The sequence below is a fragment of the Kiritimatiellia bacterium genome (assembly GCA_026417735.1).
In the GTDB taxonomy this organism is placed as follows: domain Bacteria; phylum Verrucomicrobiota; class Kiritimatiellia; order PWTM01; family PWTM01; genus CAACVY01.
In genome coordinates this window covers 186,444-200,084 of sequence record JAOACR010000003.1, presented here as the reverse complement: position 1 = coordinate 200,084, position 13,641 = coordinate 186,444, and the positions used below count along the sequence as shown (strand labels likewise).

Below are 13,641 nucleotides of genomic sequence, written 5' to 3'. Positions count from 1 at the left end.
GGCGGCCAGGGGCTGGGCGCGGCTGATCCAACAGGGCGGAGGAGGGGGGTGGCATGAAGGGCATAGTGCTGGCCGGCGGCGCCGGGACTCGGCTTCACCCGATCACGCGAGCGGTGAGCAAGCAGTTGTTGCCGGTCTACGATAAGCCGATGATCTACTATCCGTTATCGGTGCTGATGCTGGCGGGTCTTCGGGAGATTTTGGTGATCAGCACACCGGAGGATCTGCCCCGCTTTCGTCAATTGCTGGGCGATGGCGCTGCGTGGGGGATTCGGCTGAGCTACGCGGAACAGCCGCGGCCGGAAGGGCTGGCGCAAGCGCTCACGATCGGGCGGGACTTCCTCGAGGGCGAACCCGCCGCGCTCATCCTTGGCGACAACATTTTTTTTGGCCAGGGCCTTCGTGAAGAGCTTGAGTGGGCGGCGACGCTGCGCGAGGGCGCGTGTATCTTCGGGTACGCGGTGCGCGATCCCGAGCGATATGGGGTGCTGGTGTTCAACGAGCGAGGCGAGGTGGTGGAGATCGAGGAGAAGCCGGCCCGGCCGAGGTCCCGATTTGCGGTGCCCGGCCTCTACTTTTACGGGCCGGACGCACCTGCGCGGGCCGCCGCGCTGAAGCCCTCCGCGCGGGGCGAGCTGGAGATCACCGATTTGAACCGCAGCTATCTGCAGGAGGGGCGGCTGCAGGTGCGTCTGCTGGGGCGGGGTATCGCGTGGCTCGACACCGGCACGCCGACGTCGCTGCTGCAGGCCGCCAATTTCGTCCAAACGATTGAGGACCGGCAGGGACTCAAGATCGCGTGTCTCGAAGAGATTGCATGGCGGCAGGGTTGGATCGGCGACGACGATCTGCGCCGCCTCGCAGACGCGCTGGGCCGCAGTGAATACGCGATGTACCTGCGACGGCTGCTCGAGGTGGGGCCATGAGCTGCATGCCGCGCGTGGAGCCGGGTGGATTGCCCGGCATGTGGCTGATCACGCCCCCGCGACACGACGATGCGCGCGGCTATTTTGCGGAATTGTATCGGGCCGACCTGTACCGGCGGGCCGGCGTCCCCGTCGAGTTTGTACAGGCGAATCAGTCGTCGTCGCGACCCGGTGTGCTGCGCGGCTTGCACTACCAGCTTCGACATCCGCAAGACAAATTGATCGCGGTCTCACGCGGGTGCATCTGGGACGTCGCGGTGGATCTGCGCTGGGGCTCGCCGACGTTCGGCCAGTGGGCCGCACACGAGCTCAGCGCGGAAAACCGCCGGCAGGTGTTCGTACCGGCGGGGTTCGCGCATGGCTTTTGTGTACTCGGGGAGGAGCCGGCCGACGTGATCTACTTTTGTAGCCGGTTTTACGATCCCACCGATGAATACGGTGTGCGGTGGGACGATCCCCGGCTACGGATTCCATGGCCGGTTGCGCGGCCGCTGGTTTCTCCGAAGGACGCTCATTTGCCCAGTCTGGCGGATCTGCCGGCCGATGATTTGCCGGCGTTGTGACCGCGCCTTTGTCGCCGCAGCCGGGGCGGGCGGGAAACGCGCCACCGGAAGAGGGCATGGTGCAGCTCCACATCCGACGATTGGAGAAGGAGGTTGCGAGAGTATCCAAGGGATGCAGCACGATCGCGGCGGGGACGCACGCGCGAGGGCAGGGTTTTCAGACGGCGGAAAACTGCCTAGAATGAGGTCTGTGTGAAGGTCGGACACCGCGGGGCCGGCGTGGTCGGGAGGCGGGCGCCGGCCGTCGCTGTACAGGAGACAACGCGTGAGCATCATGGGGATTGAACAGATACAGGCGCTGCTGCCGCATCGGTATCCGTTCCTGATGGTGGATCGAATTCTCGAGTGCGACGACCGTGAACGGATTGTCGGAATCAAAAATCTCACCATCAACGAGCCGTTTTTTCAGGGCCACTTCCCCGGCCAGCCCGTGATGCCTGGGGTGCTGCAGCTGGAGGCAATGGCGCAGGTGGGGGGCATCCTGCTGAACAAGATCACCGGGCGCGTGCAGGTGATGTATTTTCTGGCGATTGACCGGGCTCGCTTTCGGCGGCTGCTCACGCCGGGCGACCAAATGGTGGTGGAGGTGCGGTTTCTGAAAATGCGGCTCAACATGGCGAAGTTTGCGGGGCGCGTCACGTGCAACGGCGAGCTGGCCTCGGAGGCGGAACTGATGTTCGGCACGGGGCGGAACTCGTCTACCGCGGAATCAGCGGAATGAGGCACATCCATCCGAGCGCGGTGGTGGATCCGGCCGCGGAGCTGGCCGACGAGGTCGAGATCGGGCCGTACTGCGTGGTGGGGCCGCATGTGCGCATCGGCGAGGGCACGCGACTGCTGTCGCATGTGGTCGTCGACGGGCACACGACGATCGGGCGGCGCTGCGTGATCTATCCGTTTGCGTCGGTCGGGACGCGGACGCAGGACCTGAAGTACCGGGGCGGTGCGCCGCGGGCGGAGATCGGGGACGAGACGACCATTCGCGAATATGTGACGGTGAGCTGCGCGACCGCGGATGGCGACGTGACGCGGGTGGGCTCGCGGTGTCTCTTGATGGCCTGTTGCCATGTCGCGCATGACTGCACGCTGGGCGACGAGGTAATTGTGGCCAACTGCGCGGGACTTTCGGGACATGTGGTGGTGGAGGCGCGGGCGGTGATCGGCGGGCTGGCCGGCGTGCATCAGTTCGTCCGAATCGGTACGCTCGCGATGGTGGGGGGGCTGGCAAAGATCACGCAGGATGTACCGCCGTACATGCTGGCGGATGGACATCCGGCGACGGTGCCGACGATCAACCGGGTTGGCCTGGAGCGCCGGGGAGTGCCCCCGGAGACGATCGAGCAGCTGAAACGGGCGCATCGGCTGTTGTACCGGGAGGGGCTGAACGTGCGGCAGGCGCTCGAGCGGATCCGGGCGGAGCTGAGCGGACCGGAGATCGCGCGGCTGGTGGAGTTCATCGAGCGGTCCGAGCGTGGCATTCTGCGTTGATGCGGAGGCGTTGAGGTGAGCCGGTCACGGGCGGTGTGGTTCGGGCTGGGCGCGCTCGCCGTCGCGGCGGCCGTCGCGGCCGCGGAACCGACGGGCGGTGGTTCGGCTTCGCCACGGGAGGCGGCGACCCCGGCCAAAACGGTGCGCTTCAGCTTTGATCAGGCGGACATCCGCGTGCTGGCGGGGGTGGTGGGTGAAATCACTGGCCGGCGGTACGTGGTGACCGACAAGGTGAGCGGCACCATCACGGTCGTTGCGCCGGCGCCACTGACCGCGGAGGAGGTGGAACGGCTGTTTCTTTCGCTGTTGGAGTCTCGGGGGTTCGGTGTGGTGGAGCGGGAGGGCACGTTTTTCATCGTGCCGCTACCGGAGGCGCAGGGGGCGGTGATGACCCCGCCACTCGACCGGCCCGGCGTGGCCGGGGAGGGGCTCGTGACGCGGATTTTTGCGCTGCAGCATGTGGAGGCGGCGGAGGTGGCGCGGACGCTGGAACCGCTGGTGCGCGGCGCGAAGGCCGGTGGGCTCGCGGTGTTTGCGCCCGGCAACCGCGTGGTGGTGACGGAGACGCGATCGAATCTTGAGCGGATTGCCGGCATTTTGGCGGAGCTGGATCGGCCCGGCTCGACGCGGACAGTCGAGGTCGTTCGGTTGCAGCGGGGCTCGGCGGAAGAGCTCGCGCAGCAGATCAACGCGGCGATCGCGGGCGCGGAGCCTGCGGCCGCGAGCGTGGGCCGGCATATCCGGCAGGTGGTGGAGGGGGGCGGCGCATTGCCGGCGGGCGCGACGGTGATCGCATCGCCGGCGGCGAACAGCCTGGTGCTGGTCGGCACCGCGGTGCAGATCGCGGAGCTGAAACGCATCATCGCGCTGCTCGACGTCGAGCCCGCCGCCGGAGTTGGACGGCTCAATGCGATTCGCCTTCGCTATCTTTCGGCGGAGGAAGCGGCGAAAAGCCTCACGGCGTTGTTGCAGAAGAGCGTCGAGAAGGACGCGCGGCAGCGGATCTCGATCGAGCCGAGCAGCGCGAACAACGCGTTGTTGGTGCATGCGTCGCCGGCGGACTTCCAGTGGGTCCGAGAGCTGGTCGAATCGCTCGACACGATGCCCTGCCAGGTGTTGATCGAGATCCTGATTGCGGAGACCGACGCGAACCGGCAGCTCGATCTCGGCGTGAACTGGTCGACCGTGGAACTGCCGGGGCGGGGCGAGACGGTGGTGGCCGGGCGCAGCCGGCCCGGGCCGAGCGATCCAGTTCAGGAGATCCTGCAGAGGAACGTGTTTCCGCAGGGGTTGTCCGTCGGCGTCGCCTACGGGGCGCAGCAGGGGATGGTGATTCCTTTCCTGCTGCAGGCGCTGAAGCAGGACCGGGACACGCGGATCCTGTCGAGCGTACCGTTGCTGGTGCAGAACAACACCGAGGCGAGCGTGAGCGTGGTGGAGAACATTCCGGTGCTGCGGTCCACGATCGAGGGCGGTGCGGGCACGTCGCGGGACGTGATTCAGAACATTGACCGAATGGATGTGGGCATCAAGTTGAAGGTCACTCCGCATGTGAATCCGAATCGTGAGATTTCGCTGGTGCTGAATCCGACCATCGAAGCTGTAGTGGACACCGCGCCGGGACGCGAGTTCGCACCGACGATTGCGAAGCGCGAGGTGAAGACGACCATCACCGTGCCGGACCGCTCGACGGTGGTCATCAGCGGCCTGATCCGGGAGGACAAAGGGCGCCGGGAACACAAGATACCACTGCTGGGCGACATTCCCTGGATCGGTGCGCTGTTTCGCTATGCGAGCGATGTGAACCGTCGGAACAATTTGCTGGTGTTCGTGACGCCGCGGATCGTGGAGCAAGGGGCAGAAGCGGAGGCGGTGGGCAACGCGATGGAGCGGCGCGCCGGCATGCCGGGAGTGTCGGACACGATCCGCGCGCCGGCAGCGCGGGACTAGTGTGATGGAGCTGGATGCCCTGCTTCAGGGCCGCGGTGTGTCGGCCGAAGCGATCGCGGAGGCGCGCCGGCGTGGCGCAGCGAGCGGGCGATCGGTCGCGGCGGTGCTGGTGGAGATGGGGCTGCTGGGCGAAGCCGAAGCGGTGCAGGCGGAAGCCGCCGCGCTCGGCATCGAGTTCGTGGAGTCCATCGCCGACGACCAGCTCGACCCCGAACTGGTGGCGCGGCTGCCAGTGGAATGGGCACGAGCGCACTGTGCGCTGCCGATCCGCTGGCGGGGGGGACTGGCGGCATTGATCGGGCGGGTCTCCGCGGCGGCCGCCGCAGGTGACCTTTCGGTGTTGCTGGGCTGCGATCTGCCACCGGTGTGCACGACGGAGGCGGAGCTGAACCGGGCGATCGAGCGCTGTTACTTTCGGCGCCGGCCCGCGGGCGGCGCGGCGGCGCTGGAGGTCGCCGTTGCGCCGGCGGCCGGGGGGGGCGGGAGTCCGGCCGCCGAGGATCTGCTGCGGATCGCCGACGGCGCGCCGGTGACGCAATACGTGAACTACTTGCTGCTCGAAGCCCTTCGCGCAGGGGCCTCGGACGTGCACATCGAGCCGGGCGAGGAGCGGGTCCGGATTCGTTTTCGTGTGGATGGACTGCTGCGGGAGCAGCCCTCGCCGCCGGCCGGTATGGCGGCGGCGCTGATCTCGCGTCTGAAGGTGATGGCACGGATGGACATTGCGGAGCGTCGTCTTCCGCAGGATGGCATGGCGCGGGTTCAGGTGGGCACGCGAGAGATAGATATTCGAGTTTCGTCGGTGCCGATCGCCGATGGCGAGCGGCTGGTGTTGCGCCTGCTGAACCGCGACGCCGCGCTGCTGCCGCTCTCGGAGCTCGGCATCGCTCCGGCGGACCTGGCGGCCTTTCGACGTTTGCTGAGCGAGCCACAGGGACTGGTGCTGGTGACCGGACCGACGGGCAGCGGGAAGACGACGACGCTCTACGCGGCGCTGCAGGAACTCGACACCCGGCGCCTGAACGTGCTGACGATCGAAGACCCGATCGAATATCGGCTCGATTCGATCAGCCAGATCCAGGTGCATCCGCGGATTGGGCTTACCTTCGCGCGGTTGTTGCGGCATGTGTTACGGCAGGACCCGGACGTGGTGCTGGTGGGCGAGACGCGCGACCTTGAGACCGCGGAAATCGCGGTGCGGGCGTCGCTGACGGGGCATCTCGTGTTCACCACGTTGCACACGAACGACGCAGTCTCCGCGGCGATGCGACTGGCCGACATGGGCGTGGAGCCCTATCTGCTGGCCGCTTCGCTCAAAGGGGTGCTCGCCCAGCGGTTGGTACGGCGACTATGCCCCTCATGTCGACGGCCAGCGACCATCGGCGCCGCCGACATTGAAGAATGGGGGGCGCAGATTGAAGGTGCCCTGCCGGCGGGGCGGCACTGGACCGCGGTGGGGTGTGACCGGTGCGATGAGGGCTATCGCGGACGGGTGGGTGTGTTCGAACTGCTCCGCACGACGCCGGCACTGCTCGACGCGCTGCGGCGCCGCGCGCCGCCGGCGGAACTGCGGGCGGTGGCCGTTGCCTCCGGCATGCGTCCGCTGCGCGAGGCCGGGCTGGCGCTCGTTGCGGAGGGGCGTACGAGCCTGGCCGAACTGCGCCGGGTGCTCGGGCACGACGACGGCGCATGACGACTTGGACATACCGCGGCTTTCGGGCGGAGGATGGCCGCCGCATTGCCGGTCGCATCGAGGCGGACAGCGCGAAGCAGGCCCGCGAACGGCTCGCGGCCCGGGGAATTTTACCGGCAAAGGTGGAACCGCTGGCGGCGGATGCGCGCGCCTCGCATCACTGGCGCCGGCGCGATGAGCGGGCGGGCGTCTATCGCGAGCTTGCCGCGCTGCTGGGGGCGGGGCTGCCGATGACTGCTGCGCTCGAGGCGCTGATCGAGTCGCCGGAGTGGACCGCGGTTGCGGCCGCGCTGACCGGCGTCCGCGACCGAATTCGGGAAGGGGCCGGAGCGGCGGAGGCGTTCGAGGCGTCGGGCGTGACCGTGTTGGAGAGCTCGCTGTTGCATGCGGGACAGCGGGCAGGGGAGATCGCCACGACCTTCACAAAGCTGGCGGACCTGCTCGACGAGGAGTCAATGATCCGCGATCGGGTTCGCTCGGCGCTGCTTTACCCCGCGATGGTCTCGGGGGTGGCGCTGTTCATTGCCGCAGGGGTATTTCTCTTCTTGTTGCCCGCGTTTGCGCGGATGTTCGAAGAATCGCGAGTGGCGTTGCCTCCGCTGACGCGCGCGGTGATCGCAGCCGGCCGTTTTTCCACGGTGGGGGCAGTCCCCGCGTTTCTCGTGCTTGGGGGAACGGTGTGGTGGATCCGCCAGCGGTGCCGGCGCTCCGTCGGATGCCGGCTGGCGATCGAACGCTTGATGTCGCGACTGCCGCTGATGGGGCCGGCGCGCGAGGCGCTTGTGGCGTTGCGATTTGCACGGACGCTCGGGCTGCTGTTGCGCGGTGGTATTCCGATGATCGAAGCGCTCGGCCTTGCCGCGGCGGTATGTGGCAGCGCGCGGGTCGTGGCGGAGATGCCCGCCCAAGTGGAGCGGGTTCGGCATGGAGGCCGCCTGAGCGAAGCGATTCGGAGCATCGAACCTCTGCGCCGAATGCTGGCGGCGTGGGTGGAGGCCGGTGAGCAGAGCGGCGACCTGCCGGCGATGCTCGAGATTGCCGCGGCGCGGTGCGAGCAGGCTTGGCACCGCCGGCTGAGCCGCGGGCTGACCCTGATTGAGCCGGCGTTGATCCTCGTGCTCGGATCGCTCGTTTTCCTGCTGGCGCTGGCGATTTTACAGCCGATTCTCGCCCTGCACCGTCAGATTGTTTGACGTGATCGGTCTCGCACCGATCCGGTCGGCCGGAGGCCGAGCCGCTGGAGAAGCCCGGCGGGATAGGGTGGTGTTGCGCCAGGCCGGGAGGCAACAAACGCGCCGAGCCGGTTGGCGACGCGAAGTGTCCAGCTGATTTCGCCAGTTTGCAGGTACGCGACCGTGAACGCGGCGGTGAACGCGTCGCCCGCACCGACCGTGTCCGCCAGCCTGATGCGCAGGCCGGTGACGTCGATGCGACCTTCGGCCGACCAGGCGGTAGCGCCGTTTGCACCGCGAGTGACAATTACGATCCGGATCGCGAACTCCTCTCTCCAGCGGGCCGCGGCTTTTTCTTCGCCCGGCCATCGTCCCCAAAGTCGGCGTGAAACTTCCGTCGCCTCGTCTTCGTTGAGCTTGAGCACGTCGGTGCGGCAGAGTCGGGCGCGAAGCAGTTCGGGTGGCGCAAAGCCACGGCGGAGGTTCACATCGTACACTCGAAGCGCGCCGCCGCAGCGATCCAGCAGCGCGCCCAAAGCCTGCCGCGTCGCTTCGCCGCGCTGAGCGAGTGTGCCAAAGACGATCGCGTGCGGGCGCCAGCGGACAATCGCGCGCAGCCGAGTGGGCGTGGCTCGCAGCCACTCGTAGGCGGGACGTGGTGCAAAGGAGTAGGAGGCCCGGCCCTGCTCGTCCAGCCGTACCTGGGCCCATCCGGTGGGGTGGTGCGAAACCCGATCGATCCATCGCCACCGGACACCGAGCTTGCGCAGTTCCTCAATCGCGCGGCGACCACGGGCGTCCCGGCCGACGGCGGACCACATTGCCGCGCGTGCGCCCAGTCGTGCGGCATGCACGGCGACGTTGCACGGAGCGCCGCCCAAATGCTCCCGGTGGCCGATGATGTCCCAGATGATCTCACCGACACACAGTATGCGGGGCGATTCGACGCGGGCGTTGAGGGGTGGTCGAAGCGTCTTCACAAGGGGAAGAAACGACGATGGAGCGAGCGATGGGATTTGAACCCACGACATCCACCTTGGCAAGGTGGAGCTCTACCACTGAGCTACGCTCGCCCCGGTTTGTGGGCACAGTTTATCCGCGGGCGCGAACCTGTCAAGTGATGACCCGTCGATGGCCCGCGACCTCACGTGCACAGAGCCGCGCGTGCGCGCCTACGGCGCACTCCGCGGTGCCTCCGGTGCGACCGCCTCGCTGGGCGCAGCCGGTCGGGCGGTGGGGGGCGGAAAATCCTCGGCGGTCAGCACGTCGTCTCGGTTGCGATCGAGGCGCCGGAACAGCGCGGCGGGGCCCTGGAATTCCGTGCGCGTCACGCGGCCGTCCCGGTCGGCGTCTGAACGGTCGTGAATGACCGGCCAGCGCGGCATCGCAGTGTCCCGCGCGGGTGGTTCGGCGCCTTGCCGACCGATGTCGAGCGCCGGTGCAGCGGTTCGCACGGCGCCGGTCGGTGCGCCGACGGACAGGTCACCCTTCAGCCAGCGGTCGAAAAAACGATGGATGATGCGGTCAAACTCCGGTCCGCCGAATCCCTGCCCGTGCCCGCCACCAACGACGGTGTGAAAGTGCACGTGGACGCCCGCCTGTTTCAGCGCTTCGAACAGTGCCTCGCTCTGGTCGTAGGGCACCACCGGGTCGCGGTCGCCGTGTACAATGAGGAAGGGGGGATCGTCGGGTGTCGCGTACACGGCAGGGCTGGCCGCGATGGCCCGTTCGAGGTTCGCGGGGACGGGGCCGCCGAGCAGGTTGGACTCCGGCGCGTCTGCGCGGCCGAACGCGCTGGGGAGGTTCGAGGCCAAATACAGCGGAATGCGGCGGAAATCCGCTGGTCCGAAGAAGTCACAAACGGCCTGGACCCGGCTAGACACGTTGGTGAACAGGCCCACGTCGAATTCGCGAACATCCGCGGCGGTGCCGACCAGCGCAGCGAGGTGGCCGCCGGCGGAGCTGCCCCAGACGCCGAACCGCTCGGGATCCAGGCCGTACTGATCGGCGTGCGCACGCAGCCAGCGAACGGCGGCCTTGCAGTCTTCGATCTGCGCTGGAAAGATCGCATCGGAACTGAGCCGGTAGCCGATACTGGCGACCGCGTAGCCACGTTCAGGATACCCGCGGGCGGGCCGCGCGGCGTCCTTGCTGCCGCCCAGCCATGCGCCGCCGTGGATCCAAATAATGAGGGGCAACGGACGGGGTGCGCGCCGCGGCAGATAGAGGTCGACACGTTGTCGGGGATGTCCGTTTGTCACATAGGGGATGTCGCGGAGCACCTCCACTTCCGCGGAGGGCAAAGCGGCGGGGCGTTGTGCAGGGCTGAGAGCGGCCATGGCGGTCAGCCACGTCGCCATCATCGCCGGGCGTCGTTTCATGCGGTGGTTCTCCTTGTGTCGTGAGACGGAGGAGGGAGGAGGGTTATTGCATGAGGGTGCGGTCTGTCCCGTCCGACGGCGGTGCCGGCCCCCGCTACTTGACCGGGCGGAGGTAGGCTCTTACCGTTGGTGCGCGTGTCTGTGGGGAGTCTGGCCGGGCACGCGGAGTGAAGCCGATGGACACGACCCGGAGAGAGTTTCTTCGCTCGGCAGTCATGGGGGGAATGTGGATGGCGCGCGGTGGAGGTGCGGCGCCAACGGCGAAGGAATCGCCGCTGTTTGGCGCGTGTCGGGGGCCGGATCAGCAGGCGCTGCTGAAGGAAGTCGGCTACGACTTCTGGGAGGGGAGCGTGGGACCGCTGCTGATGCCCGGCGATCCGGACGATGCGTTCGAGGCCAAGACCGGCCCTCTGTTGCCGTTGGCACTGCCGATACGTTCTTGCACGGGATTCATCCCCGCGAGCCTGCCTCTGGTGGGCCCGAACGTGGATGCTGCGGCGATTGAGCGGCATGCGCGCACAACCTTCCGCCGCGCGCAACGGCTCGGGATTCAACTGATCGTGCTGGGCAGCGGAGGTGCGCGAAAAATCCCAGCCGGTTTCGATCCGGCGCGTGCGCGTGAGCAGTTTCTGGACATTTGCCGCCGGATGGGTCCCCTGGCGGCGGAACACGGCGTGACGGTGGTGCTCGAGCCGCTGAACCGATCGGAGACGAACTTCTTTCACACGGTGGCCGAGGGCATCGAGATGGTGGACGCGGTCGGGCACCCGAACATTCAGCTGTTGGCGGACATCTATCACATGTTGCGGGAGGAGGAAGGACCGGATTCGATCCGAAAAGCAGGTGCTCGGCTGCGTCACTGTCACATCGCAGAGAAAGTCAACCGGGCACCGCCGGGCACGTCGGGCGAGGACTTCCGGCCGTACTTTCGCGCGCTGAAAGAGATCGGTTACCGCGGCGGGATCTCGATTGAAGGGCGGTGGGGGCGCGACATTGAGGCCGATCTGCGTCGGGCGCTGGAGGTGATGCGCCGGCAGTGGTCTGAGGCGTGAGCGTGGTATCTTCGTGGTGAGCTGGGTGCGGCGTCTGGAAGAGGCGCGCGAAGCGTTTCGGCGGCGGGACACGGCCGCATCCGCTCGGGCGCACGAGCCGGAGCGCATCCGCACGGCGGCAGAGCGGCACGCGGGCGCCTCCGGTCGCTATCTCGGCGAGATGGTCTACGGGTCGCTGGACGGCGTGATCACCACCTTTGCGGTCGTCAGCGGCGTTGCGGGGGCACAGTTAGGGCCGGGCGTGGTGTTGGTGCTGGGACTGGCGAACCTGCTCGGCGACGGGCTCTCGATGGCTGCCGGCGCGTATCTTTCGGTGCGTAGCGATCAAGACTACTACCGGCGGGAGCGGGAACGCGAAGAGTGGGAGGTCGAACATTTTCCGGATGGTGAACGGGAGGAGCTGCGGGCGATTTACCGTGCGATGGGGTTTTCTGAGGCCGACGCGGAGGAACTGGTGCGCATTCAAACCAAGGATCGCGCATTGTGGGTGGACATGATGATGGTCCATGAGCTGGGGCTGCATCGCGAAACGGTGCGGCCGCTTCGTGCCGCTTTTGCGACGTTTGCGGCGTTCGTCGCTGCCGGTACGGTACCGCTGGTCGCCTACGTGACGGGCCTCGCGAGGCCGATGTCGTCCGCCGCAATGTTTGCGTGGTCCGTGGCGGCGACCGCGGCAACGCTCTTCGGGTTGGGTGCTGCCCGCACTTTTGTGACGGGAGTCGGGTGGTTGAGAGGAGGAATGGAGATGCTCGCGGTGGGTGGTGCCGCGGCGACGGTCGCGTACGCGGTGGGCGCCGTGCTGCGACTTTTGGGCATTGCGGGCGCCTGACGGGTGGCGCACGGCAGGGGACAACGTCAGTGTGATTCAGGCGAGGGGATCTGGTATAGTCGCGGCGCGGGGTGTTCATGTTGAGGGTTTTGATCATTGATGACGATCGCACGATCGTTCGAACACTGCAGATGGCCTTTAGCGAACACGGTGCACGGGTATTCGCGGCGTCCGACCCGATCCAAGGTGTGCGGCTGGCGATCGACGAGCGGCCGGACGTGATCTTGCTGGATCTGCAGATGCCGGCCGGTGGCGGGGCAGCCGTATTGCAGTCGTTGAGTCGCAATGTGCTGACGCACCTGATCCCCGTGATCTGCATCACCGCGCTGCAGGGTGACGATGTGCGCGATGCGTGTCTGGCCGCGGGCAGCCGCGCGTTCATTACGAAGCCGTTTTCGCCCGCCGCGGTGGTCGCGAAGGCCTACGAGGTGGCCGGGCTTCGGCCACCCCCCAGGCTGAGCGACGAATCGCCAGCACCGAGAGGTGGCGACTCCCAGTCGACCTGCACGTGAGTGTCGCCCTCTATTTGATCGGCGCTGCCCGTTGCGGCAAGTCATCCGTTTTTAATGCGTTGACGAACACCCCCGACGGGCCGCACTTCACAGTCCGAGGGGGGCATCGATGGGGCGTGGTGAAGGTGCCGGACGCTCGACTGGACGCGCTGCGAGATCTCTTCCGGCCCCGCAAGTTCACGCCCGCTGAAATCACTTTCGCGGACATTATGCTCCCCGGGGCCGAGGGGGCGGCGTTCCGTGAGTCGGTCCCCACACTTGCCCAGGCCGACGCGTTTGTGCTGGTCGTGCAGGCATTTGGCGAGACGGACGGCGACGGTCGCCCGCTGGATCCCGCCGCGCAAATGGAAACGGTATTGCTGGAAATGACGATCGCTGATTTCGAGCAGCTCGGGCGCCGTTTGGAGCGGATACGGACCGATCGCCGCCACGGGGCGAAAGTCTCGGCCGCGGAGCTCGCGCTGCTAGAGCGCTGTCATCAGCACCTAGCGACGGACCAGCCTTTGCGAAGCCTTGCGCTGCGGCCCGATGAGGAGAAGCTGATCCGCACTTATCAGTTTCTTTCCCGCAAGCCGCTGTTTGTGGTGGCGAACGTGGATGAACGGTCGCTTCGCGGCACCGACGCCCAGACGCTCGAGGCCGCGGCTCGTGCACGCGGACTGGACCTCGTCAAGTTCTGCGCGCCGATCGAGGCGGACATTGCGCTGATGGAACCGGAGACACAGCGCGAATTTTTGCGCGAGTACGAACTCGACGAGCCTGCACGCGTACGTCTGATACGGACCGCATACCATGCGCTGAACCTCATCAGTTTCTTCACTGTTGGTGAGGACGAGGTTCGCGCCTGGACAGTCGCCAGAGGCACGACCGCGCAGGTGGCGGCCGGAAAGATTCACTCCGACATGGAACGTGGCTTCATCCGCGCGGAGGTGGTCCCCGCCGAAACGCTGCTGGCGGCGGGCAGCCTCGCTCGGTGCCGAGAGGCGGGAACGCTGCGGATCGAGGGAAAGGACTACGTGGTGCAGGATGGCGATGTCATCCACGTGCGGTTCAGTGTGTGAGGGGAAGAGGGGCC

At 67.1% G+C, this 13,641-nt stretch carries 13 protein-coding genes and 1 tRNA gene; 11 read left to right on the top strand and 3 right to left on the bottom strand.

Annotated elements, in window-relative coordinates; genetic code table 11:
• Window positions 1–53: 53 nt before the first annotated feature.
• The 7 genes from rfbA to N2652_00975 all read left to right on the top strand — a co-directional run bounded on the left by rfbA (window position 54) and on the right by N2652_00975 (window position 7,813).
• A complete protein-coding gene (gene rfbA, locus N2652_01005) occupies window positions 54–926 on the top strand; it encodes a glucose-1-phosphate thymidylyltransferase RfbA (protein MCX7817787.1) in 873 nt (290 codons plus the stop codon).
• A gap of 38 nt (window positions 927–964) precedes the next feature.
• The gene (gene rfbC, locus N2652_01000; GenBank protein MCX7817786.1) at window positions 965–1,489 is read left to right on the top strand and encodes a dTDP-4-dehydrorhamnose 3,5-epimerase; all 525 of its coding nucleotides are present in this window, start codon (window positions 965–967) and stop codon (window positions 1,487–1,489) included.
• Window positions 1,490–1,763: 274 nt separating this feature from the next.
• Complete coding sequence (gene fabZ, locus N2652_00995; GenBank protein MCX7817785.1) at window positions 1,764–2,210, top strand: 3-hydroxyacyl-ACP dehydratase FabZ; 447 nt, start codon at window positions 1,764–1,766, stop codon at window positions 2,208–2,210.
• The gene (gene lpxA, locus N2652_00990) at window positions 2,207–2,977 is read left to right on the top strand and encodes an acyl-ACP--UDP-N-acetylglucosamine O-acyltransferase (protein ID MCX7817784.1); all 771 of its coding nucleotides are present in this window, start codon (window positions 2,207–2,209) and stop codon (window positions 2,975–2,977) included. The genes fabZ and lpxA overlap by 4 nt, the downstream gene beginning before the upstream one ends.
• A gap of 15 nt (window positions 2,978–2,992) precedes the next feature.
• Window positions 2,993–4,927, top strand: coding sequence for a type II secretion system secretin GspD (gene gspD / locus N2652_00985; protein MCX7817783.1), 1,935 nt, complete (start codon window positions 2,993–2,995; stop codon window positions 4,925–4,927).
• A 4-nt stretch (window positions 4,928–4,931) separates the two neighbouring features.
• Window positions 4,932–6,620 carry a GspE/PulE family protein gene (locus tag N2652_00980; GenBank protein ID MCX7817782.1) on the top strand — a complete coding sequence of 563 codons (1,689 nt, stop codon included), beginning with the start codon at window positions 4,932–4,934 and terminating at the stop codon, window positions 6,618–6,620.
• Window positions 6,617–7,813, top strand: coding sequence for a type II secretion system F family protein (locus N2652_00975; protein MCX7817781.1), 1,197 nt, complete (start codon window positions 6,617–6,619; stop codon window positions 7,811–7,813). Before N2652_00980 ends, N2652_00975 begins: the two co-directional genes overlap by 4 nt.
• Here N2652_00975 and N2652_00970 read toward each other — a convergent pair.
• From N2652_00970 to N2652_00960, 3 genes are all read right to left on the bottom strand, one after another.
• On the bottom strand, window positions 7,801–8,823 hold the full coding sequence (locus N2652_00970; GenBank protein MCX7817780.1) for a carbohydrate kinase: 1,023 nt from the start codon (window positions 8,821–8,823) through the stop codon (window positions 7,801–7,803). The genes N2652_00975 and N2652_00970 overlap by 13 nt on opposite strands.
• A tRNA-Gly gene (locus N2652_00965) sits at window positions 8,791–8,865 on the bottom strand. Before N2652_00965 ends, N2652_00970 begins: the two co-directional genes overlap by 33 nt.
• A gap of 99 nt (window positions 8,866–8,964) precedes the next feature.
• Complete coding sequence (locus tag N2652_00960; protein MCX7817779.1) at window positions 8,965–10,173, bottom strand: alpha/beta hydrolase fold domain-containing protein; 1,209 nt, start codon at window positions 10,171–10,173, stop codon at window positions 8,965–8,967.
• 176 nt (window positions 10,174–10,349) lie between these two features.
• Between N2652_00960 and N2652_00955 the strand changes: the two genes are divergently transcribed.
• The 4 genes from N2652_00955 to N2652_00940 all read left to right on the top strand — a co-directional run bounded on the left by N2652_00955 (window position 10,350) and on the right by N2652_00940 (window position 13,627).
• Complete coding sequence (locus tag N2652_00955; protein MCX7817778.1) at window positions 10,350–11,225, top strand: sugar phosphate isomerase/epimerase; 876 nt, start codon at window positions 10,350–10,352, stop codon at window positions 11,223–11,225.
• A 16-nt stretch (window positions 11,226–11,241) separates the two neighbouring features.
• A complete protein-coding gene (locus N2652_00950) occupies window positions 11,242–12,054 on the top strand; it encodes a VIT1/CCC1 transporter family protein (GenBank protein MCX7817777.1) in 813 nt (270 codons plus the stop codon).
• Between the two features lie 77 nt (window positions 12,055–12,131).
• Complete coding sequence (locus N2652_00945; protein ID MCX7817776.1) at window positions 12,132–12,566, top strand: response regulator; 435 nt, start codon at window positions 12,132–12,134, stop codon at window positions 12,564–12,566.
• A gap of 119 nt (window positions 12,567–12,685) precedes the next feature.
• A complete protein-coding gene (locus tag N2652_00940) occupies window positions 12,686–13,627 on the top strand; it encodes a YchF family ATPase (protein MCX7817775.1) in 942 nt (313 codons plus the stop codon).
• Window positions 13,628–13,641 lie beyond the last annotated feature (14 nt).